Here is a 21,550-nt window from a genome sequence, read left to right as displayed (position 1 = left end):
CGGCGATCGTTTGACGTCGCGCCGCATTCCGGGGCAAGGGCAAGGGGCATGCTCCCCGCCCTTCCGGTCGATCCCGCCCCCTACGCCGCCTTCATCCGCGCGCACCTGATGCAGCCGCTCGCGCCGGATGCCGGCGCGCCGCGCGCGGTGGCGGAGACGGAGCTGGCGGTGGCCGGCGACCGCTGGTTCTGGGCGGATGACAACGCGAAGGCGCTGGAACTGCTGACGCTGCCCGCGCTGTGGCCCGGCTGCCGGGACGACGTGACGGACAGCCTGCGCTTCCTCGCCTCGCTCTGCGACGGTCCCTTCATCTTCCGCCGCACCAGCCACCCGCGGCTGGAGAAGCAGCATGGCGAGGGGCTGCACGCCGCCTTCAAGCACGGCTTCCTCCAGATCGAGGCCGATCTCGCGCGCGGGCGCATCGGCGTCGGGATGCGCTTCCACGACGGGCGCGACACCGACAGCCTGACCCTGGCCGGGCATCGCGTGGCCTTCACCGCCGGCGGCCGGCGCCATGTCGTCCTGGCCAGGGACGTGGCGGATGGGGGCGGCATCCGCCACGCGGATGGCGCGCTGGAACTGACCCACCACCAGGACCTGACCTTCCCCGCCGGCTGGGGCCGCACGCGGCGGCTCGGCCGGCTCGCCGTCACCGCCCGCTTCCGCGCCGATGCCATGGCCTTCGACGCGGAGATCGCGCTGGAGGTCGACCCGGGGGCCGAGGTCTCCGACGTGTCGCTCATCCTCGGCCAGGACCGGCTGAGCCATGGCCGCAACGGCGTCACCTACGACACGCTGCACGGGCTGCGGGCGGATGGGTCGGTGCTCGCGGCCGTGGCTGGCCGGGCGGAACAGGCGCTGCCGGGCAGCGCCGGGGCGGGCTACTGGTGCATCGCGCAAGGCGCGGCGCTGCGCGGCTTCGCGCTCGGCCTCCACAGCCTCCCGCGGGAGGCGGGGCGGGTCGCCGCCCTGCACCTCGCGCCGGGCGCGCCGGGGCAGCTCGGCTGGGTCGGGGCGGAACACGGCTTTCCCGGACCGCAGGCGGGCGCGACGCTGGTGGCGGCGGAACGGCGCCTTCTCACCTCCGGCGGCTTCTACGACCAGGTCGCGGACTATGCGGTGCTGCTCGGCGACGCGGCGCGGATGGGCGATGGGCGGCTGACGGACTTCTCCATCTCCTACGACTACGGGGCGGAACTGGTGGCCTTCGCGCGCTGCGTGCGGCTGCTGGACGGCCGGGCGGGCCGCGCCGACCCGGCGCTGAGGGAGGAGGCGCGCGCGCTCTACGACCGGATGCTCGATGTCTACCAGGCGCGGATGCTGGAGGCGGAGGCTTGGCGCCCGGGCTCCGTCTTCTCCCGCCCGCTCGGCTTCGTGGTGCAGAGCCTCTGCGACATGGTGCTGGCCACCGGCGAGGCCCGCTACCGCACTGCGCTCGACCGCGCGACGGAGGCACTTCTGGGCTTCGAGAGGGAGCAGCGCGACGTGGCGGGCGACCCCAGCTCGGTCTTCGTTATGGGCCATGGCGGGGCGGCGGTGCCCTATCTGGATTGCCACGCGGCGGTGCTACTCGGGCTGGTGCGCGCGGTGCCGCTGCTGTCCTCGGCGGCGCTGCGGGGCCGCGCGGTGGCGGCGGTGGACCGCGGGGTCAACGCCTTCGCGCTGGCCACCGTCGCGGTCGACTTCTACGGCCCGAAGCGGCAGGACGTGATCGCGGTGGACTTCCAGGTGCCGGAGGGGCGGCGGATGCTGGACGGCTACTGGAACTTCGCCGCCGCGCTCGCGCTCCGCGCCTTCCGCGCGCTGCAGCGCTCGCCCGACCCGGAGCTGCAGAAGGTGGCGGCGCGGCACGAGGACCGGATCGCGCTGATGCGCGGCGTCGTGCTGCTGCGCTTCCGCCATTCGCTGCGCGAGCGCGGCGATGCGGTGGAGGTGCGGACCGGCATCCTGTCCGAGGAGACGAATTCCGAGACGCAGCCCTGGGTCGCGCTGGCGATGGCGCGGCAGTCGGGCGACTGGTGATGCGCATCCTCGCGGACATCGGCGAGCTTGACGAGATGATCGCCGCCTGCGACGCGGCCGAGGCGGTGTCGGACGACGCGCTGCGTGCGGTCTTCGCCACCTTCCGCATGGAGCCCCCGCCGGGCGGGGCCGACCCCTTCTCCCCGGAGTACCGCGCGGCGGAGATGCGGCTGTACGAGACCATCGCGGGCCGCCCCTACAGCACGGCGAACGAGGTCACGGCCTTCGACGTCGCGCAGGCGCTGCGCGCGCCCTTCCCCTTCTCCACCGGCAGCACCGCGACGGCGGGCGAGCATTTCGCCGCGATGGGGATGCTGCTGCGCGCCATGCCGCTGCCGCGTGGAGCGCGCGTGCTGGAATTCGGGCCGGGCTGGGGCAACACCACCCTCGCGCTCGCCAGGCTCGGCCACCGGGTCACCGCCGTCGACATCGAGCCGCATTTCTGCGAACTGCTGCGCCGCCGCGCCGCGGCGGAGGAGGTGGCGCTGGAGGTGGTGAACGACGACTTCCTCTGGGCCGAGGAGGCGCCGGACGCGGCCTTCGACGCGGTGGTGTTCTTCGAATGCTTCCACCACTGCGCCGACCACCTGCGGCTGCTGGCGGCGCTGCCGCGCATCCTCGCGCCCGGCGGGCGGGTGCTGTTCGGGGCGGAGCCGATCCAGCCGGACTTCCCGCGCCCCTGGGGCTTGCGGCTCGACGGATCCTCGCTCTGGGCGATCCGCCGCAACGGCTGGCTCGAACTCGGCTTCCGCGACGACTATTTCCGCGCCGCCCTGGCCCGCGCGGGCCTGGCCGGGCGGCGGATCGCCTCGGCCGACCTGCCCTGGCTGTCGGTGTGGGAAGCGCGGAAGGCGGCGGAGCTCGGGCTGCGCTGGGGGGCGGACGCGCCGGAGATCCGCACCGCCGCGGCGGTGAAGCGCGGCGGCGCGGTGGCCTTCGACGGCCGCGCGGGCACGCTGGTCTTCGGGCCCTATGCCGCCCTGCCCGCCGGGCGCTGGCGGGCGCGGATGACCTTCCGCGCGGCCGGCACCGCCACCGGCCGCGCGCGGATGGATGTCTCCGCCGGGGCGGGGGCGCGGGTGCTCGCGGCGCGGCCGCTCACCGCGGCGGCGATCCTGGAAGGCGGCCTGGCGGCGGACCTGCCCTTCGAGGCCGCGGAGGACCTGGAGGGCGTCGAGGTGCGCCTGCACGGCGAGGGCCGCGGCCTGTTCGACCGCGGCTTCGGCGGGGTGGAGCTGCTGGCGGTGGAGATCCTGCCGGTGGGGTAGAGACCTATTCGTCGCGGCGCGGCCGGGCCAGCAGCCGGCCCATCGCATCGCCCATGCTGATCCGCCCCGCCAGCAGGTCCGCCACCGCCGCGCAGATCGGCAGTTCCACGCCGGCTTCCGCCCCGCGCGCGACGATCGCGGGCGCGGTCTCCACCCCCTCGGCCACGCCGACGCGGCTGGCCAGGGCATCGGCGAGCGTCGCCCCGCGCGCGATCTCGACGCCGAGCGAGGTGTTGCGGCTGCCCGGCCCGGTGGTGGTCAGCAGCAGGTCGCCGAGGCCCGAAAGCCCCGCCGCCGTCTCCGCCCGGCCGCCGAGCGCGACGGTCAGGCGCGACAATTCGGCCAGGCCCCGCGTCACCAGCGCGGCGCGCGCATTCTCGCCCAGGCCGCCGCCGATCACCGCGCCCGCGGCGATGGAGATGACGTTCTTCGCCGCGCCGCCGACCTGCACCCCCACCGGGTCGTCGCCGCCATAGAGCCGGAAGCCGGCGGTGCCGAGCAGGTCGGCCGTCAGGTTCCGCAGCCCCGCGTCCCGGCTGGCGACCACCGCGGCGGCAGGCAGCCCTTTCGCGACCTCATGCGCGAAGTTGGGGCCCGACAGCACGGCGGCGGGGCAGCCGGGGCGCACCTGCGCGATCACCTCCAGCGGCAGGCGCAGCGTGCCGCGCTCCACCCCCTTGGCGCAGACCACCAGCGGCGCGCCGGTGTCGGGCAGCGCGGAGAGCACGGCGCGCAGGTGCTGCGCCGGGACCGCGACCAGCACGAACAGCGCGCCGTCCAGCGCCGCGGCGGCATCCGACGTCACCTCGATTGCGGGGGACAGCCTGGCGCCGGGCAGGTAGCGCGCATTCTCCCCGGCGGCGGCCATGCTGCGCGCGCGGGCGGTGTCGCGCGCCCAAAGCCCCACGGCATTGCCCGCGCGCGCCGCCTGCACGGCCAGCGCCGTGCCCCAGGCGCCGGCGCCGAGCACCGCAATCCGACGTCGTCCGCGCGTGGCCATGCCCTCTCCGTTTCTGCGCCGCGCCTATTCCGCGGTGATGCGCGTCACGGTCGCCGACGCCCCATCCTCGCCGCGCGACAGGCGAGGGAGCAAGGCCCCCAGCACCGCCCGCGCCTCCTCCTCGAAGCGGAAGGGCGGGTTGGCGACCAGCAGGCCGCAGCCGTTCAGGCGGGTGGGGTCGGTGGGCTCGCGCAGGGTCAGCTCGCAGGCCAGGCAATCGGCCACCGCCGCGTCCCGCAGCGCGGCGTGGAAGGCGCGCACCGGCGCGCGGTGCTTCACCGGATACCAGGCGGCCAGGGTCGCCGCGCGGAAGCGGCGGCGCAATTCGGCCAGGGCGGCGGCGAGGCGTTCGAACTCGCCCTCCCGCTCGAAGGGCGGATCGAACAGGACCAGGCCGCGGCGTTCGGGGAAGGGCGTCAGGGCGCGCGCGGCCTCATAGGCGTCGCGCCGGTGGACGGCCACCTGCGGGTCGCCCCGGAAGCGGGCGCGCAGCGTCGCGTGGTCCTCCGGGTGCAGCTCGCAAAGGACCAGCGAATCGCCGGGCCGCAGCAGCGCGCGCGCCAGCGCCGGCGACCCGGGGTAGCGCGCCGGGTAGCCGGCGGCGCGCACCAGCGCGAGATAGTCGGCCAGCATCGGGTCCGGGCTGTCGGCCACCCGCGCGATGCCGTCGCGCCATTCGCCGGTGCGCTGCGCCTCGGCGCCGCCGAGGTCGTAGTCGCCGAGGCCGGCATGGGCATCGAGCACCCGCAGTGGCCTGTCCTTGGCCGTCAGCGGCCGCAGCAGCGCGACCAGCAGCGCGTGCTTGACGACATCGGCGAAGTTGCCGGCGTGGAAGGCGTGGCGGTAGTTCAAGGTGCGGCGCGGCTTTCGTCTGGTGGGCGCCGCAGGTGATGCCCCCGCCCCGCCCCCACGCGCAAGCAGGGGGAGCGGAGCGGGGGGAGGCGCCTTCTCAGCGGGCCGTCACCGCGCCGCCGACCGCGCCGAGCCCGCCGCCCACCAGCGCGCCCGTGCCGGCATTGCCCGAGAGCGAGCCGACCGCCGCGCCGGCGCCGGCGCCGAGCAGGCCGCCGCTGACCGCGCGGCTGCCGGGGGAACTGCCGCAGGCGGCCAGCGACACGATCAGCGCCAGCGCGGCCAGGATCTTCATGGACTTGCTCATCGCGTATCCTCCAGGGGTGTCCGGCGCCGTAACGCGCCAGGTGCCCGGCGGATGCCTCACCGTTCCGGGGCCAGTGCCGCCGCCATCCGCCGCGCCTCCTCCAGCACCGCGCGGCCGAGCGGGCTGTCGGGCGGCGTGCCGGGGCCGAGCAGCCCCTCCGGCGGCTCCGACAGCCGCGCGGCGACGCGGGCGCGGACCTCCTCCGGCTGCGCCCGCAGCAGGGCGCCGAGCGCCAGGCGCGTCACCGTCGCATAGGCTTCCTGCTCCAGCTGCTGCCGGCGCAGCACCGCCATCAGGCCGGTCATCTCGTCGAGCGTCCCGACCAGCAGGCGGGCGCGTTCCAGCAGCGTCTTCTGTTCGGTCTCGGCCACGCGGTCCTCCCCCGGGGTCAGCCTGCGAGCGATTCGAGCGGCCAGCGCGGCCGCGGCGCGTGGTCCAGCCCGTCCACCAGCCCCGCGCGCAGCCGCTCGATCCCCGCCCAGGCGACCATCACGGCATTGTCGGTGCAGAGCCGCACGGGCGGCGCCACCAGCGGCAGGCCCGCCCGCGCCGCGACGGCGCCGAGCGCGGCGCGCACCGCGCCGTTGGCCGCGACCCCGCCCGCCACCACCAGCGCGGTTGCCGCCGGCAGCATCGCCAGGGCATGCCGCGCGCGGTCGGCCAGCACAGCGGCGACGCTGGCCTGGAAGCTGGCCGCGAGGTCGGCCCGCCCCGCCTCGTCCAGACCCTTCGCCACCACCTGCGCCACCGCGGTCTTGAGCCCGCTGAAGGAGAAGTCGCAGCCCGCCCGGCCCAGCAGCGGGCGGGGCAGCGGGAAGCGCGCGGCGTCGCCCGTCGCCGCCAGCCGTTCCAGATGCGGCCCGCCCGGCCAGGGCAGGCCCAGCAGCTTGGCCGACTTGTCGAAGGCCTCCCCCACCGCGTCGTCGAGGGTGGAGCCGAGCCGGCGGTGCCGCCCAACCCCCTCCACCGCGACGCACTGGCAATGCCCGCCCGACAGCAGCAGCAGCAGGTAGGGGAAGCCGAGCCCGCCCGGATGCACCCCCGGCAGGCGGGGCGTCAGCGCATGGGCTTCCAGGTGGTTGACCGCGAGATAGGGGATGCCCCGCGCCGCCGCGATCCCCTTGCCGAGCGTGGCGCCCACCAGCAGCCCGCCGATCAGCCCCGGCCCGGCGGTGGCGGCGACCGCGGCCAGCCCCTCCGGCCCCGTCCCGGCCTCGGCCAGGACGCGCCGGACCAGGGCGGGCAGATGCGCCAGGTGGGCGCGGGCCGCGATCTCCGGCACCACGCCGCCGAAGGGCGCGTGGTCGGCAAGCTGGCTCAGCACCGCCTCGGACAGGATCGTCCCGTCGGCCCGCAGCACCGCCGCGGCCGTTTCGTCGCAGCTGCTTTCAAGGCCGAGCACCAAGGCCCCGTCCCGCAATCCGCGCATGGCCCCCGCGTCAACTGGCACTTTCTTCACCCTCGCGACAGGCTTATGACGCCGCGCCATGTCCGTAGCCCATCCGGCCGCCGCGTCCCACCCCGGCCCGCATCCCCACATGCAGCACGGCGCCCCGCGCGCGGCGGCGCATCCGCAGGTGAAGGCGCATCTGCGCTCCCTGCCGCTGCGGGTCGGCACGCGCGGCTCGCCGCTCGCGCTCTGGCAGACCCGGCATTTCCTGGGGCTGATCACGAAGTTCTGCCCGGTGCTGCGGAACGCCAAGGCCTTCGAGGAGCACGCGATCGCCACCTCGGGCGACCGCATCCAGGACCGGCCGCTGGCCGATGTCGGCGGCAAGGGGCTGTTCGCGAAGGAGATCCACGAGGCGCTGGCCGATGGCCGGGTGGACTTCGCCGTCCACAGCCTGAAGGACCTCGAGACCGAGCTGCCCCCCGGCATCGTGCTGGCCTGCACCCTGACGCGGGAGGACAGCCGCGACGCGCTGATCCTCGGCCCCCGCGCCGGTGCGGTGGACCCGGCCGACCCCTTCGCCTGCCTGCCGGCGGGCGCGGTGATCGGCACCGCCTCGGTCCGGCGGCAGTCGCAGATCCTGCATGCCCGGCCCGACCTGAAGGTCGAGATGATCCGCGGGAACGTGCAGACCCGCCTGTCCAAGGTGCGCGGGGAAGACGGGCCGGTCGCCTCCCTCCTCGCCCTCGCCGGGCTGCGGCGCCTGGGGCTGGAGGCGGAGGCGGCGGTGGTGCTCGACCCGGAGGCGATGGTGCCCGCCGCCGGGCAGGGCATCGTCGGCGTCACCGTGCGGGCGGACGACGTGGAGCTGCTCGACCTGCTCTCGGCCATCGAGGACCGGGAGGCGAAGGCGGTCAGCACGGCGGAACGCGCGCTGCTCGCGGCGCTCGACGGGTCCTGCCGCACCCCGATCGGCGGCCATGCGCGGCTGCTGCCGGGGGGGGAGCTGCACCTGACCGGGCTGGTCGCGCGGGCCGATGGCAGCTTCCTGCTGAAGCGCGCCCTGCACGGCGCCCCGGCGGATGCGGAGAGGATCGGCCGGGAACTGGGCGACAGCCTGCGCCGGGACTGCCCCGCCGACATCTTCGGCTGACCGGTCCGGGCGGGCCCGCCGCCATGGTCGAGGTCGCGCCCGGCGCGGTGCTCGTCACCCGCCCCGAGCCCGGCGGCGCCGAGACCGCGGCGCGGCTCGCGCGGCTCGGCTTGCGCGCGGTGCTGGCGCCGGCGCTGGTGCTGACCCCCCGCCCCTTCCGCCTGGCGCGCGCGCAGGCTGTGGTGCTGGCCAGCCGGGCGGGCGCGCGCGCCCTGCCCGCGCCGGTCCCCGGCCTGCCGGTGCTGGCGGTGGGCGAGGCCACGGCCGAGGCGGCGCGGGAACGCGGCTGGGCGGCGACCCCGGCCGGCGGCACCGCGGCCGACATCGTGGCCCATGCCGCGCGCCACCTGGACCCCGCGGCGGGGCCGCTGCTGCTGGCGGTCGGGCGCGGCTATTCGCTGGAGCTGGCGGCGGCGCTGCGCGCGCGGGGGTTCCGGGTGGTCCGGCGGATCGCCTATGTCGCCAGCCCCGCCACCGCCCTGCCGGAGGAGGCCGTGCGCGCGCTCCGCGCGGGAGAGGTGCGGACCATCCTGTTCCACTCGCCACGTTCCGCGCGCTGTGCCATCACCCTGTTCCGGGCCGCCGGCCTGGCCGCAACCGCCGCCGGGGCGGAGGCGTTGGCAATCAGCCCGCGGGTGGCCGAAGCCGCCGCGGCCGCCATCGCCCCCCTCGCCTGGCGCGCCATGCGCGTCGCCGGCCGACCCGACGAGGCTGCGCTGCTGGCGCTGCTCGGCCAGGGTGGCCGGGCGGCCGATGACCCGTCAGGAGAGACATGACCAACCCCAGCTACCTCGACCGGCTCCGCCGCTTCGACCCGGCCGTGCTGCCCATCCTGATCGCCGGCCTGGTGCTGGTGGGCGCGGTGGCGTGGCTGATCTCCCGCCCCCTGCCCGCGCCCGCCCCCTCGGCCGATGCGCGCCTCGGCGAGCAGGTGGCGACGCTCCGCGCCGAACAGGCCGCGGCGCAGCGCGCCGAGCAGGAACGCCAGGCGGGGCTGGAACGTCGGATCGCCGGGCTGGAAGGCACCGCGGCGCGGATCGCGGCGCTCGAAGCGCGCCCCGCGCCGGACCTCGCGCCGCTGCGCGAAGCCGTGGCGGCCGCGGCGGGCCGGGCGGAGGCCGCGGAACGGGCGGCCGCCGCGGCGGCGCAGCGCGACGCGACGCTGGAGGAACGCCTCTCCGGCCTCGCGCGCGACCTTGCCGCCCGGCCGGCGGTGGACCCCGCGGCGCTGGCGCCACGCAGCGCCCTCGACCAGCTTTCCGGCCGCCTCGACCGGCTGGCCGAGCGGCTGGAGACGGCGGCGCGGGAACAGCAGGCGCGCGACGCGCAGGAAGCCGCCCGGATCGAGCAGATCGGCCGCGACGCCGCCGCCCGGCAGGCGGCGATGGAACAGGCGCAGATCGCGCTGGGCCAGCGGATCGGCGCGGCGGATGCGGCGCTGGCCGCCCGCGCCGGGGCCGCCGATGCCCAGGCCGCGCGCATCGCCGCGCTGGAGACGGGCCTCGCCGGCCGCATCGCGGCGGTCGAGCAGCAGGTCGCGCAGCGCGCCGCGGCGCTGGAACAGCAGCTTGGCCAGCGCGGCGCGGCGATCGAGCAGCAGGCCGCGCGGATCGCGGCGCTGGAAGGCGCGGCGCAGCGTCTGGCGGCGCTGGAAGGCCGGTCCGCCCGGATGGCGACGGTGGATGCGCTGCGCGCGGCGCTGGAGGCCGGGCGGCCGCTCGGCCCGCAGCTCGCGACCCTGAACAACCCACCCGAGCCGCTGACCCGCTTCGCCACCGCCGCGCCGCCCACAGAGGCGGCGCTGCGCCTGGCCTTCGAGGAAGCGGCCCGCGCCGGCCGGCTGGCGAGCGAGCCGGCGCGCGACGGCCAGGGCGTGCTGGATTCCGCCGTCTCCCGCCTGTCCGGGCTGGTGACGGTGCGACGCGGCGAGGAGGTGGTGTGGGGCGATGCCGCCGCCGCCGAGATCGAGCGCGCGCGCCGCGCGGTGGAAGCCGGCGACCTGGAAGGCGCGCTGCGCTTCCTGACCCGCCTGCCCCCCGCCGCGCGGGAGGCGATGCGCGGCTGGACATCCCAGGCCGAGGCCCTGATCGCGGCGCGCGCCGCGCTGCGCCAGCTCGTGGCCGGCTGAGGCGCGGACGATGCGGAGCGCGCTTCTCTACCTGGTCCTGCTCGTCGCCGGCGTCGCCGGCATCCTCTGGATGGCGCGGCTCGGCGGCGACGTCGCCATCCGCGTGGCGGATGCGGAGGTCACGCTCGGCCTGCCCATCGCGCTGCTGATCCTGGCGGCGCTGTTCCTGCTGCTGCACGGCCTGCTGGCGCTGGTCGGCGCGCTGCGCCGCTGGCCGGCGCGCATCCGCGCGCGCCGCGCCGAACGCCGCCGCGGCGAGGGCGAGGCGGCGGTGACGCGCGCGCTGGTGGCGCTGGCCGCCGGCACGCCGGAGCTGGCGCGCATCGAGGTGCGGCGCGCGCGGGAACGCCTGGGCGACACGCCCCAGACCCTGGTGCTGGCCGCCGAGGCCGAGCGGCTGGCGGGGCGGGAGGACGCGGCCTCTGACGCGTTCCAGGCGCTGGCCGCCCGCGCGGATTCGCGCTTCCTCGGCCTGCGCGGCCTGCTGCGCCAGGCCATCGCGCGGGAGGACTGGGCGACCGCGCAGCGCCTTGCGCGCGAGGCGGAGGCCGCGCAGCCCGGCGCCGCCTGGCTGCGGCAGGAACGCGAGACGCTGGCGCTCCGCACGCGGGACTGGCGGGAGGCGCTGGCCCTGGCCGCGCCGGGCTCCGCCCAGGCGGCGCTGGCGCTGGCCGCGGCCGGGCAGGAGCCCGATTCCGCGCGCGCGGCGGAGCTGGAGCGGCAGGCCTTCCGCACCGATCCCGGCTTCGCGCCGGCGGCGCTCGCCCATGCCGCGCGGCTGAAGGCCGGCGGCAGCCCGCGCCGCGCCAAGGCGGTGCTGGAGGAAGCCTGGGCCGCCCGGCCGCATCCGGACCTCGCCAGCGCCTACCTGGAAGGGGAGGAGGACCCGCTGCACCGCGTCAAGGCGGCGGAGGCGCTGGTCCACAACAACCCGTCCCATCCGGAAAGCCACCTGCTGGTCGGCCGCATGGCGCTGGAAGCCGGCCTGACCGGCCGCGCCCGGCAGGAGCTGGAGGCGCTGACCGGCGCCGGCACCGCCGACCGGCGCGCCTATCTCGCGCTGTCCGACCTCGAGGAGGTGGAGCAGGGCGACAGCCCCGCCGGCCGCGCCGCGCAGGCGCGCTGGCTGCGCACCGCGGCGACCGCGAGCCCGGAGCCGCGCTGGCGCTGTTCGGCCTGCGGGACGGACCACGGCGCCTGGGCCCCGGTCTGCCCGGCCTGCGGCAGCGTCGGCACGATCGGCTGGACCAGCCCGCAGCAGCTTCCGGTGGCAGGGTAGCCTGCCCGGAGCCCCTCCCCCGCCCACGGGGGAGGGGAAAGGGCGCCCTATGCCGCCCGGCGCAGCCCGACGCCCATCTCTCCCAGCACCGCCTCGATCTGCGCCAGGGCGAAGCGGATGTCCGCTTCGCCGATCGCGCCGATCGCCGCGATGCGGATGGTGGGCTGCGCGGTGTTCCAGAAATTGCTGATCAGCACGCCGCGCCCCTTCATCAGCGCGATGAACCGCCCGAAGTCCCAGGCAGGGTCCTGCGGCTGGTGGACGTTGACGATGATCGGGCCCTGGTGCCGCTTCTCGACATAGGGGGTGAAGCCGAGCGCGACGAGGCCGTCGTACAGAACCTCGGCGTTGCGCGCATACCGCGCGAGCCGGGCGGGCTGGCCGCCTTCCGCGTCGTAGAGGTCCATCGCCACGCCGAAGGCGCGCAGCGCCTGCACGGCCGGGGTGAAGCGGAAGCTGCCCCAGCCATTGGCGACCGCATGTTGGTACACGTCCGCCAGGTCCAGCAGCCAGGACCCGGCATTGCCGCGGCAGGCTTCCAGCCGGGCGATGGGCGCCACGGCGAAGCCGAAGCCGGGCAGCCCTTCCAGGCACTTGTTGGAGGTGAACACCACCACGTCGCATTCCGGGTGGTCGGACAGGCGGAAGGGCAGCGCGCCGAAGCCGGAGACGGCGTCGCAGATCATCCGCCGCCCCGCCGCATGGATCACCGGGCCAAGGATGTTGGGGTCGTTGACGATGCCCGACCCCGTCTCGCTGACCACCACGGCCACATGCGTCACGTCCGGGTTCGCCTCCAGCGCGGCGGCGAGCCTTTCGGGCGCCATCGGCTCGGTGTCCGGGCCGGGCAGCGGCACCACGACGCGCCCCGCCTCGGTCGCGAGCCGCACCAGGCGGTCGGCGTAGTTGCCGTTCCGCACCGCCAGCAGCCTGCCGCCGGCCGGGACGAAGGTGCGGACCGCCGCTTCCACCACCATGTGCCCGCAGCCCGGCAGCGGCAGCGCGACGTCCACGCCCTCCACCCCGCCCGCGATGCGGACGATGCGCGGGCGCATGGCGGCGTATTCAGCGCGGAACTCGTCGTCCCACGGGGCGATGTCGTCGCCCATCACGGCGCGGACCTCGGGGCGGGTCTGCACGGGGCCGGGGATGAGCAGCAGCATGGGCGTTCCTGCGTGGTGGGGACCGGCCGGTATGCCCGCGCCGGGCGGCGCTTGGAAGCCTGCGGCGTGACCCGCCGCTCCGGCCATCCCGCCTCCGCGGACCGGGCGCTATGCCACCAGCGTCCCGCCGAGTTCGCGCCGCAGCTTGCGCAGGATGGCTTCCGTGAAGTCGGGGTAGTCGGCGCAGTCCATCGCGAAGCTGCCCGGCCCGCCGATCACCTCGGCCGCATAGTGGTCCAGCAGGTCCGGCTCCTCGTTCAGGATGGCCAGGCCGTTGACGGTGATGCCCGCCTGCACCGCCAGGTCGCGCATCGTCGCCGGCGCCCGCCCGGCATTGTGGCGCCCATCGCCCGAGACATCGAGGACGAGGCGCCGGGCCTCCGCCGGGAAGCGCCCGAGCAGCGCGAGGCCCGCCGCCATCCCCTCCCCGATCGCGGTGGCGCCGGGGGGCGGCAGGCGGGGGGCGTTCTCCACCGCCTCGGCCAGCGCCGCCGCGCCGTCCGGCCCGTCGAGCCGCATCCAGCCCACGGCGAGATCCTGCGCGCCGACGCCCGACCACAGCAGCAGGCAGACCGCCGCCGCACGGCGCGGGCCGGAGGTGGCGGCGGCCAGCACGGCCGGGTCGCGCAGCGCCGCGGCCGTGCCGCCGGCCATCAGGCCGAACTCGTCGAAATCGACGCTCGCCGACACGTCCATCGCGAGGCAGAGGGCGACATCCACGGGATCCATGCCGTGCTTTGTTGCAAAACTCCGCCGTTCCCGCCATGACGCGATGGCCCGGCTGCGCCCGCGGCCGTGGTGGGGAACGGAACGAGCCGAGGGTGGATGTTGATGGCGCGCGCCCTGGTCACGCCCGCGTGAATATGATCCTGTCCCCTCGCCCGGCTGCGGGCGGGGCGCCAAGCGCGGCCTGCGCGGGCCGGCGCGAGGGAGCCACCCCATGCAGACCACCACGACCGCCCCGCCGCCCGGCCAGCCGATGGCCGAGCCCGGCCGTCACGACGCCGGCGATGTCCAGGACCGCTCCCCGATGACCCCATCCCCCGACCATGCCGAGGATGCGGCGCCCATCTCCCGCATCGTCGCGGAGGTCGCGGCCGCCTTCCCCGGCGAACGCATCAGCCTCGGCGAGATGGCGGAGGCCTTCGGGGACCGCGCCTTCGGCCTGCTGCTGCTGCTGCTGCTGCTGCCCGGCCTGCTGCCGGGGATGGCGAGCGTCTTCGGCACGCCGCTGCTGATCCTCGGCGTCCAGATGGGGCTCGGGCTGCGGGTGCCGAAGCTGCCCGGCCTGCTCGCGCGGCAGACCATCAAGCGGTCTGACCTGCTGCTGCTCGCCTCCGCCTCCTCCAAGGGGCTGAAGCGCATCGAACGCTACATCAAGCCGCGCCCCGGCTTCTTCACCGGCCCCTTCGGCGAAAGGATGATCGGCTGGCTGACCGCCTATGTCGCCATCATGCTGATCCTGCCGGGGCCGGGCACCAACGGGCCGCCCGCCTTCGGCAACATCGTCATGGCGCTTGGCCTCATCGAGCACGACAGCAAGGTGACCGCCTGGGGCGTGGCGCTGACCATCCTCGGCTGCGCCTTCGCGACCGTGGTGCTGGTGCTGCTGGCCTGGCTCGGCATCGAGGCGCTGAACTGGCTGTTCTGAGGCCCCCGGCTTCCGCCCGGCCGCCACGCATGGTTAACTCCCGCCATGCGCCGGTGGCCCGCAAGGGCTGAAACGGGAACGCGCGAAGGGGTCCCACGACCCTAGCCCGCGGCTGCCCCCGCAACTGTAGGCGGAGCCGTCACCCCCACACGCCATTGGGCAGAGCGCCCGAGAAGGCGGGGATGACCCCGGAGGGATCCACCCCCGGCACTCCGCGAGCCAGGAGACCGGCCGGCGCAGAGACGTCCCGCGCGTGCCGGGCGGGGTGCACCGGCGCAACGGAGCGACAGCTCCCCGCAAGGCAATCGCCATGCGGGGCGCGCTCGTCTCCGCATGCGGCGACGACGCCAGCCGTCCCGGTCGGGCAACCGCACGGGGCATGTCGTCACGCCGCATGGAGAGTACCGATGCGCCGTTCCCTGTTGCTCGCCACCAGCGCCCTCGCGCTGGCCTTCACGCCTGCCCACGCCCAGCAGGCGCTGCCCGAGACCATCGTCACCGCCACCCGCATCCCGACGGAACAGGCCCGCGTGCCCGCCGCCGTCACCGTGCTGACCCGCCAGGACATCGAGGAACGCGGCTGGCGCAGCCTGGCCGAGGCGCTGGCCACCGTGCCGGGGATGCGCCTGGTGCAGGGCGGCGGGCTGGGCCAGCAGGCCAGCGCCTTCCTGCGCGGGTCGAATTCGCGCCACGTCCTCGTGCTGCTCGACGGCGTGCCGGTGAACGACCCGTCGGAGCCGAACGGCGCCTTCAACTTCGGCAACGAGATGCTGGGCGACATCGAGCGGATCGAGGTGGTGCGCGGCCCCGGCTCCTCGCTCTACGGGTCGGGCGCGATCGGCGGCGTGGTCAACATGATCACCCGCCGCGCGCCGATGGGCACGCCCGCCCGCGCCTTCGGCGACCTCGCCGCCGGCTCCAACCGCACGCTGCGCGGCGTGCTGGGGCTGGAGGGCACGACGCCCACCACGGATTTCCTGGTCGTCGGGCAGTCCATGTCGTCGCGCGGGAGCGACGCCACCGCGCCGCGCTTCAACGCCAACACCGGCGAGCGCGAGGGCTTCACCGGCGCGGCCGGCACCGCGCGGCTCGGCTGGGCGCCGGTCGAGGGCAGCCGCGTGGAGGGGCTGCTGCGCTGGCGGGAGAACGGGGCGGGGCTCGACAACATCCCCCGCGACGACCCGAACAACGAACAGACCGACCGCCGGCTCTACGGCCAGCTGCGCGGCGAGACGGCGCTGCTCGGCGGCGCCTGGACCACCGGGCTGCGCGCCGCCGTCACCGAGGACCGGCGCCGCAACGTCAACCTGCCCGACGGCCTGAACCCCACCCGCACCGACGACCTGTTCCGCGGCACGCGCCAGGTCCTCGACTGGGGCAACCGGGTGCGGCTCGGCGATCTCGGCCCGCTGGAGGAGGCGGGGATCGCCTTCGGCGCGACGCATGAGCGCGAGAGCAGCGACAGCCAGGCGGGCAGCCCGCCCTTCCGCACCTCGGTCGACGCGACCGCGCGCAACACCGCCTTCCATGCCGGGGCGCAGGCGCGCGTGCTCGGGCGGCTCGACCTCTCGGCCGGGCTGCGGCAGGACCTGGCGGAGGACTATGACGGCTTCACCTCCTGGCAGCTCGGCGCCGTGCTGGCCCTGCCGGAGGCGCAGTCCCGGCTCCGCGCCTCGGCCGGCACCGCCTTCAAGGCGCCGTCGCTCTACCAGCGCTTCGGGCGGATCGGCACGAGCTTCCGGGGCAACCCGGACCTGTCGCCCGAAAGGTCCTTCGCCTGGGAGGTGGGGGGAGAGACGGACATCCCGCTGTTCGGCCGCGACGACGGCGCGACGCTGGGCGCCACCTGGTTCGACACGCGCTTCCGCGACCTCATCAACTTCAACGCCGCCTTCTCCACGCTCGAGAACGTGGAGCGGGCGCGGGCACGGGGGGCGGAGCTGTCGCTGGTGCTGCGGCCGATGCCCTGGCTGGATGCCAGCGCCGCCTGGACGGTGACGGAGACGCGCGACGAGGCGACGGGACGGCCCCTGCCACGCCGGCCGCGCAACGTGCTGACCCTGGCCGCGCGCGTCGCGCCGACGGACCGGCTGGTGATCGCGCCGGAACTGCTGTTCACCGGCCCTTCGCCGGAAGGCGCCTTCGCCGCCTACGACAACACCGGGAGGTCCTTCACCTCCATCACCTACAACAAGGCGGGGACGGTGCTGAACCTGACGGGATCCTACCGCGTGTCGGAGGGGATCACCGCCTATGCCGAGGGGCGGAACCTGACCGGCAGCCGCTTCGAGCCCGCCAACGGCTTCGTCGTGCCGGGGCGCAGCCTGCTGGCGGGGGCGCGCTTCACCTTCTGAAGGGGCGCCCGTCCCGTCCCTCCCCTCCCGGCCGGGGGGAGGGATCGCGGGGCGGCGCGACCTTCGGGCGGTTCATGCGTTGGGCCACCATGCCCCTCCTCACCGCCGAGGACCTGCGCCCGCATTCCCGCCTCGCCTGGGCGTGCCTTGTGGCGCTGCTCGGCGTCGCGGCCTGGCTGGCGGTGCTGGAGCGGACGGATGCGGCGATCGGCACGCTTGGCGCGCTGGTTGGCTGCCTCGCCCTCGTCCTGCCCCCGCGGGAGAGGATGGGCGCCCTGCCCTGGCGCCTGCGCAGCCTGCCGCGCCGCTGCGACGCGGCGCCCATCCTGGCGACGCTGACGAGCTGCCCGGGCTACGGGCTCGGCTGGTTCTACGGCGACAACCTGTATGACGAGGCGGTGCACCTGCTGAACGGCACCCTGGCCGGGGCGGTGCTGGCGGCGCTGCTGCTGGCCGATGCCCGGCCCCGCACGGGGCGTGAGATGGCCTGGGCCGCGCTTGGCGGCGGCATGGTGCTCGCGGTCGGCTGGGAGGTCTTCGAATGGGCCACCGGGCTGATCGGGGATGCGGTGGACACGGTGACCGACATCCTGCTGACGGCGGGCGGCGTGGTGGCCGGCGCCGCCTTCACCGCCAGCCGCCAGTCCGGCCAGCTGCCCGGCCGCATGGCGGGGCGGTAGGCGCGCGGCTCAGCCGGCGGGCCCGGCGGCCGCCTGCCGGCGGGGCGCGCCGCGTGCCGCCCCCTGCCGGGGCACCTGCCGCCCGCCGGCGCGCCCGGCCTCGGCCACCGGCTCGTCGCCTTCCAGCGCGGTCAGGAAGCGGCGGCACCAGATGCCGGCCGTGGTGGCCCGCACCGCGCGATCCATGCGCTGCCAGCGGTCCAGGCGTTCATCCGCCGGCATGGTCAGCGCGACGTCCAGCGCCTCGGCGATGTCGTCGGGGTCGAGCGGGTTGACCAGCACCGCCCCGTCGAGGTCGAGCGCCGCGCCGGCGAAGCGCGACAGGATCAGCACGCCGGGATCGGCCGCGTCCTGCGCGGCGACGTATTCCTTCGCCACCAGGTTCATCCCGTCGCGCAGCGGCGTGACCAGCCCGATGCGCGCGAGGCGCATGTAGCCCGCCACCGTCGGCCGCGCGACCGCGCGCGTGATGTAGCGGATCGGCGCCCAGTCCGGCTCGGCGTACTGGCCGTTGATGCGGCCCACGCTCTCGTCCAGTTCGCGGCGCAGCGCGCGGTACTGCGCGACGTCGCCGCGGCTGACCGGCGCGACCTGCAGGAAGGTGACCTTGCCGCGATGGCGGGGGAAGCGCTGCAGCAGCTTGCCGAAGCCGGCGATGCGCTGCGGCAGGCCCTTGGTGTAGTCCAGCCGGTCGATGCCGATGGCCAGCGCGCGGTCCACCAGCGAGGCGCGGAGCTGCGCCACCTCCTTCGAGCGGAAGCGCCGCGCGGCGAGTGCGGCGAAGCCCGCGGCGTCGATGCCGATGGGAAAGGCGCCGACGCGCAGCGCCGCATCGGCCAGGCCCGCGGCCATCAGCGCGCCGCGCAGGTTCTCGGCATCGTCCTCGGTCTGCAGGCCGATGGCGTCGAGCGCGCCCATCGCCTCGATGATGGCCCCCGCATTCGGCAGGCCGGTGAAGACGGCGCGCGGGGGGAAGGGGACGTGCAGGAAGAAGCCGATCCTCTGCCGGCAGCCCAGCGCGCGGAGTTCCGCCGCAAGCAGGAACAGGTGGAAGTCGTGGATCCAGATCGTGTCGTCGGGCCGCAGCAGGGGCGCCAGCGCGGCGGCGAAGGCGGCGTTGACGCGGCGGTAGCCGACCCAGTCCTCCCGGTCGAAGCGCGCGACGCCGAGCCGGTAGTGCAGCACCGGCCACAGCGCCCCGTTGGCGAAGCCCTGGTAGTAGTGGCGGTAGTCGACCTCGCCGAGGTCGATGGTGGCGTAGGCCGTGCGGCCATGGCGGAATTCCGAGGGCACGGTCGCCGTCTCCGCCGCCGTCCCGCCCGACCAGCCGAACCACAGCGCGTCCCGCCGCGCCAGCGCGTCCTTCAGCGCGACGGCGAGGCCCCCCGCGCTCGCCCCGCGCTCCCGCGGGTCGGGGGTGCGGTTGGCGACGATGACCAGCCGGCTCATGAAGGGATGGCCGCCTCGTCCGCCGCGAAGCGCGCCAGCCATTCCCGGAAGGCCGCCGGCGTGCCGAAGGCGTCCTGCAGGCGCAGCCCGACCCCGCCCGCCGCCCGCGCCGCCGCCATCCCCGCCTCGTCCGTCACGTCGTCGCCGACGAACAGCGGCTGGCGCCCGGCGAAGGGCGCGCGCGCCAGCAGGGTGGCGACCGCCGTGCCCTTGGAGACGGCGCGCGGCGTCACCTCCCACGCCATGCGCGCGGGCATCAGGGTGAAGTCGGGATGGTCCTCGACCAGCGTCGCCAGCAGGCCGCGCGCCGCGGCCGCGGCTTCCGGCGCCTGGCGGTAGTGCAGCACCAGGCCGTGCGTCTTGTGCTCGACGAAGGCGCCCGGGAAGGCCGCGGCGATCCGCTCGGCGCGGTCGCGCCATTCCGCCGGCGGCACCGCCAGGGGCGGGCCGGTCACCGGTGCTTCGGGCGCCAGGCGCAGCGCGGCGCCGTGGTCGCCCACCTTCACGATCGGGACGGGCAGGTAGAGGTCGAGCTGCGCCATCGGCCGGCCGGAGACGACCGCAAGCGCCCCGTCCAGCCGCGCCGACAGGCGTTCCAGCAGGGCGGGCAGGTCATCCGGGATCGTCACCGCCTCCGGCGTCGGGGCGATCTCGACGAGGGTCCCGTCGAAGTCCAGGAACAGGGCTGCCCGGTCGGGGCTGAAGGTCTCGCCATCCATCGCGGCGGACCAAAGCGGATCAGCGCGCCGGGTTTGGCCGCTGTCGCAGAGTTGTGAGCGCGGGACGCTGCAACGCCCGCGGTCCGGATGCTCTCAGCGCGTTGGCGCCGCCGAGGGCTTCATGCCCCAGAGGGCGAGCGCAGGCGGCAGGACGCCGACCAGCAGCCAGTGGACCAGCGCGCCCTGGCGGGTCAGCAGCTGCGCATCCCAGGCCAGCACCGCCATGAACTGCGCGACCAGCAGCCAGATCACCGAGATTGCCAGCGCGGCGGTTTCGGCCTGGATGGCCGAGAGGGCTCTCTTCATCGTCGAAAGGGTCCGATGCTCGAAGGCGGCGTTCGTATGTCGTATGCTTTACACGAAACCGTGAGCACGTCCACACGGAAAAGAGAGCCCCGGCGCAGCCTGCCCTGGTGTCCCGCCCAACCGCCGCCCGATCGGCAAATGGTTCCCAGCCCGCCCGATCCGTCGTAGACCGCCCCGGCGTGCCCCTGTGGCGGAACGGTAGACGCAGGCGACTCAAAATCGCTCGCCCGAGAGGGTGTGGGAGTTCGAATCTCCCCGGGGGCACGGTGTCCGGCGGTGGATCATGACCGGGCCGGCGTTACATTAAATCCAGTTCACTACAACCATACGGCGCTGGCCTGCCCAGGCGGGCACATGCTCTACCGTCGGGCGAGGAAGGCGACGTGACAACACTCGCCTGGGGGATCCGCCTATTTCGGAGATGTTGAAGGAAGCCGCGCGGCTGCGTGCCCGCGCGGCCGAATGCCATGAGCTTGCCCGGTTGACGAGCTACCGTCCCGACCGGGACCTCATGCTCGAACGCGCGCGCGCCTACGAACACGCGGCCGAGCAGCTGGAGCGCCAGGCGGCGCAGCCGGCCTGCTGAGGCGCATGGCGCGCCCGGCGGCCCGCGTGGACGCGTCCCGGCCCGGCCGGTAGCGTCGCGCCGCACGCAACGGGGGAGTTCCGCGCGCATGGCCGAACGCAGGCTGGGCATCGTCTTCAACGGCGCGACCGGGGAGCTGGCGCGACGCCAGCACCTGCCCGGGCTGCTGGCCATGGTCCGCGAAGGCGGCCTCGCGCTGTCGAACGGCGACCGCTTGGTGCCGGACCTGCTGCTGGTCGGCCGCTCCGCCGAGCGGCTGGCGCCGGTGGCGCGGGCGCTCGGCGTCGAACGCTGGACGACCGACCTCGACGCGGCGCTCGCCTCGCCCGACCATCCGGTCTTCTTCGATGCCGGCGCGACCGGCGGGCGGGTGGAGCTGGCGCATCGCGCCATCGCGGCGGGCAAGCATGTCTACATCGAGAAGCCGGTGGCGCGGGACCTGGCGGGGGCGCTCGGCCTGCTGGACGCCGCGCGAAGGGCGGGGGTGAAGCACGGCACGGTGCAGGACAAGCTGTTCCTGCCGGGATTCGCGGCGCTGCGCGGCCTCATCCGCTCCGGCGCGCTCGGGCGGCTGCTGGAGCTGCGGCTCGAGATGGGGCGCTGGATCTTCGATGGCTTCGACGTGCCCGGCCAGCGGCCGAGCTGGAACTACCGGAAGGCGGACGGCGGCGGCCTGATCCTCGATATGTTCCCCCACTGGCGCTACATGCTGGACGGGCTGGCGGGGGAGGTGCGGTCGGTCAGCGCCGTGCACCGCACGCAGGTCCCCCGCCGCGTGGACGAACACGGCCAGCCCTACGAGGTCGACGTGGAGGACGCCGTCTTCGCCAAGCTGGAGCTGGAGGGGGGCGTCATCGCCTCGGTCAACAGCTCCTGGGCGACGCGGGTGCGGCGCGATGCGGGCATCCAGGTGCAGGTGGACGGCACGCTGGGCTCGGCAGTCGGCGGTCCCTTCGAATGTTGGGTCCAGACGCTGGCCGACACGCCGAAGGGCGCGATCGCCTCCGCCATCCGCCAGACCGCCAGCTTCTTCGACCAGTGGACGCCCGTGCCGGTCGAGCAGGAGCCGGTCGGCAGCTACCGCGCGGGGTGGGAGCTGTTCCTGCGCCACGTCGCCGAGGACGCGCCCTTCCCCTATTCGCTGCTGGAAGGCGCGAAGGGCGTGCAACTAGCCGAGGCCGCGTACCGCAGCCACCTCGAGCGGCGCTGGGTGGACCTCCCCAGCCTTGGGTAGTGCGCGGGC

General features: G+C 75.5%; 21 protein-coding genes, 1 tRNA gene and 1 riboswitch. Of the genes, 12 read left to right on the top strand and 10 right to left on the bottom strand.

Translation table 11 applies throughout. From position 1 onward, the window contains the following. Positions 1-48 precede the first annotated feature (48 nt). Both ACK8OX_RS20740 and ACK8OX_RS20735 read left to right on the top strand, forming a co-directional pair. On the top strand, positions 49-2,022 hold the full coding sequence (locus ACK8OX_RS20740) for a hypothetical protein (RefSeq protein ID WP_430666149.1): 1,974 nt from the start codon (positions 49-51) through the stop codon (positions 2,020-2,022). After that, on the top strand, positions 2,022-3,290 hold the full coding sequence (locus ACK8OX_RS20735) for a class I SAM-dependent methyltransferase (RefSeq protein WP_430666148.1): 1,269 nt from the start codon (positions 2,022-2,024) through the stop codon (positions 3,288-3,290). The genes ACK8OX_RS20740 and ACK8OX_RS20735 overlap by 1 nt, the downstream gene beginning before the upstream one ends. Before the next feature lie 4 nt (positions 3,291-3,294). On the opposite strand, the gene ACK8OX_RS20730 is transcribed toward ACK8OX_RS20735, so the two are convergent. The 5 genes from ACK8OX_RS20730 to tsaD form a co-directional block, all read right to left on the bottom strand. Next, positions 3,295-4,290 (bottom strand): NAD(P)H-dependent glycerol-3-phosphate dehydrogenase, encoded by a 996-nt coding sequence (locus ACK8OX_RS20730; RefSeq protein WP_430666147.1) that lies wholly within the window; start codon positions 4,288-4,290, stop codon positions 3,295-3,297. 24 nt (positions 4,291-4,314) lie between these two features. Beyond that, positions 4,315-5,142, bottom strand: coding sequence for a 23S rRNA (adenine(2030)-N(6))-methyltransferase RlmJ (locus tag ACK8OX_RS20725; RefSeq protein WP_430666146.1), 828 nt, complete (start codon positions 5,140-5,142; stop codon positions 4,315-4,317). A 97-nt stretch (positions 5,143-5,239) separates the two neighbouring features. Next, a complete protein-coding gene (locus tag ACK8OX_RS20720) occupies positions 5,240-5,449 on the bottom strand; it encodes a YMGG-like glycine zipper-containing protein (protein ID WP_430666145.1) in 210 nt (69 codons plus the stop codon). Between the two features lie 56 nt (positions 5,450-5,505). Beyond that, entirely contained in the window at positions 5,506-5,820 is a 315-nt protein-coding gene (locus ACK8OX_RS20715; RefSeq protein ID WP_430666144.1) for a hypothetical protein, read from the bottom strand. A gap of 17 nt (positions 5,821-5,837) precedes the next feature. After that, positions 5,838-6,878, bottom strand: a complete 1,041-nt coding sequence (gene tsaD, locus ACK8OX_RS20710) for a tRNA (adenosine(37)-N6)-threonylcarbamoyltransferase complex transferase subunit TsaD (protein ID WP_430666143.1) — start codon at positions 6,876-6,878, stop codon at positions 5,838-5,840. A gap of 58 nt (positions 6,879-6,936) precedes the next feature. Here tsaD and hemC point away from each other — a divergent pair, with 58 nt between their 5' ends. The 4 genes from hemC to ACK8OX_RS20690 are packed head-to-tail and all read left to right on the top strand — an operon-like array spanning position 6,937 to position 11,399. Continuing rightward, positions 6,937-7,992, top strand: a complete 1,056-nt coding sequence (hemC, locus tag ACK8OX_RS20705) for a hydroxymethylbilane synthase (protein ID WP_430666142.1) — start codon at positions 6,937-6,939, stop codon at positions 7,990-7,992. 23 nt (positions 7,993-8,015) lie between these two features. After that, the gene (locus ACK8OX_RS20700; RefSeq protein WP_430666141.1) at positions 8,016-8,768 is read left to right on the top strand and encodes a uroporphyrinogen-III synthase; all 753 of its coding nucleotides are present in this window, start codon (positions 8,016-8,018) and stop codon (positions 8,766-8,768) included. Beyond that, entirely contained in the window at positions 8,765-10,120 is a 1,356-nt protein-coding gene (locus ACK8OX_RS20695) for a hypothetical protein (protein ID WP_430666140.1), read from the top strand. Before ACK8OX_RS20700 ends, ACK8OX_RS20695 begins: the two co-directional genes overlap by 4 nt. A 10-nt stretch (positions 10,121-10,130) precedes the next feature. After that, positions 10,131-11,399 carry a heme biosynthesis HemY N-terminal domain-containing protein gene (locus ACK8OX_RS20690; RefSeq protein ID WP_430666139.1) on the top strand — a complete coding sequence of 423 codons (1,269 nt, stop codon included), beginning with the start codon at positions 10,131-10,133 and terminating at the stop codon, positions 11,397-11,399. Positions 11,400-11,446: 47 nt separating this feature from the next. On the opposite strand, the gene ACK8OX_RS20685 is transcribed toward ACK8OX_RS20690, so the two are convergent. Both ACK8OX_RS20685 and ACK8OX_RS20680 read right to left on the bottom strand, forming a co-directional pair. Next, positions 11,447-12,562: a 2-aminoethylphosphonate--pyruvate transaminase gene (locus tag ACK8OX_RS20685; RefSeq protein WP_430666138.1), complete on the bottom strand. Its 1,116-nt coding sequence runs from the start codon at positions 12,560-12,562 to the stop codon at positions 11,447-11,449. A 108-nt stretch (positions 12,563-12,670) separates the two neighbouring features. Then, positions 12,671-13,291, bottom strand: a complete 621-nt coding sequence (locus tag ACK8OX_RS20680; protein ID WP_430666137.1) for a DUF1194 domain-containing protein — start codon at positions 13,289-13,291, stop codon at positions 12,671-12,673. A gap of 211 nt (positions 13,292-13,502) precedes the next feature. Between ACK8OX_RS20680 and ACK8OX_RS20675 the strand changes: the two genes are divergently transcribed. From ACK8OX_RS20675 to ACK8OX_RS20665, 3 genes are all read left to right on the top strand, one after another. Next, positions 13,503-14,213 carry an exopolysaccharide biosynthesis protein gene (locus ACK8OX_RS20675; RefSeq protein WP_430666136.1) on the top strand — a complete coding sequence of 237 codons (711 nt, stop codon included), beginning with the start codon at positions 13,503-13,505 and terminating at the stop codon, positions 14,211-14,213. 34 nt (positions 14,214-14,247) lie between these two features. Beyond that, a riboswitch (cobalamin riboswitch) is annotated at positions 14,248-14,463 on the top strand. Between the two features lie 157 nt (positions 14,464-14,620). Continuing rightward, positions 14,621-16,567 carry a TonB-dependent receptor plug domain-containing protein gene (locus tag ACK8OX_RS20670; protein WP_430666135.1) on the top strand — a complete coding sequence of 649 codons (1,947 nt, stop codon included), beginning with the start codon at positions 14,621-14,623 and terminating at the stop codon, positions 16,565-16,567. A gap of 89 nt (positions 16,568-16,656) precedes the next feature. Further along, positions 16,657-17,247 (top strand): hypothetical protein, encoded by a 591-nt coding sequence (locus ACK8OX_RS20665; RefSeq protein ID WP_430666134.1) that lies wholly within the window; start codon positions 16,657-16,659, stop codon positions 17,245-17,247. Between the two features lie 9 nt (positions 17,248-17,256). Here the strand turns inward: ACK8OX_RS20665 and ACK8OX_RS20660 are convergent, their stop codons facing one another. The 3 genes from ACK8OX_RS20660 to ACK8OX_RS20650 all read right to left on the bottom strand — a co-directional run bounded on the left by ACK8OX_RS20660 (position 17,257) and on the right by ACK8OX_RS20650 (position 19,721). Continuing rightward, positions 17,257-18,696 (bottom strand): alpha,alpha-trehalose-phosphate synthase (UDP-forming), encoded by a 1,440-nt coding sequence (locus tag ACK8OX_RS20660; RefSeq protein WP_430666133.1) that lies wholly within the window; start codon positions 18,694-18,696, stop codon positions 17,257-17,259. After that, entirely contained in the window at positions 18,693-19,415 is a 723-nt protein-coding gene (gene otsB, locus ACK8OX_RS20655; protein ID WP_430666132.1) for a trehalose-phosphatase, read from the bottom strand. Before otsB ends, ACK8OX_RS20660 begins: the two co-directional genes overlap by 4 nt. A gap of 93 nt (positions 19,416-19,508) precedes the next feature. Further along, positions 19,509-19,721 (bottom strand): hypothetical protein, encoded by a 213-nt coding sequence (locus ACK8OX_RS20650; RefSeq protein WP_430666131.1) that lies wholly within the window; start codon positions 19,719-19,721, stop codon positions 19,509-19,511. Between the two features lie 181 nt (positions 19,722-19,902). On the opposite strand from ACK8OX_RS20650, the gene ACK8OX_RS20645 reads away from it, so the two are divergent. From ACK8OX_RS20645 to ACK8OX_RS20635, 3 genes are all read left to right on the top strand, one after another. Continuing rightward, positions 19,903-19,985 (top strand) — tRNA-Leu (locus ACK8OX_RS20645). Between the two features lie 157 nt (positions 19,986-20,142). After that, positions 20,143-20,307 (top strand): hypothetical protein, encoded by a 165-nt coding sequence (locus ACK8OX_RS20640; RefSeq protein ID WP_430666130.1) that lies wholly within the window; start codon positions 20,143-20,145, stop codon positions 20,305-20,307. A gap of 88 nt (positions 20,308-20,395) precedes the next feature. Beyond that, positions 20,396-21,541: a Gfo/Idh/MocA family protein gene (locus ACK8OX_RS20635; RefSeq protein ID WP_430666129.1), complete on the top strand. Its 1,146-nt coding sequence runs from the start codon at positions 20,396-20,398 to the stop codon at positions 21,539-21,541. Positions 21,542-21,550 lie beyond the last annotated feature (9 nt).

Origin of the sequence: Falsiroseomonas sp. CW058 (assembly GCF_050563535.1) — a bacterium.
GTDB lineage: Bacteria > Pseudomonadota > Alphaproteobacteria > Acetobacterales > Acetobacteraceae > Falsiroseomonas.
Note: the sequence above shows the minus strand (reverse complement) of the source record. Positions and strands in the feature narration are given on the sequence as shown.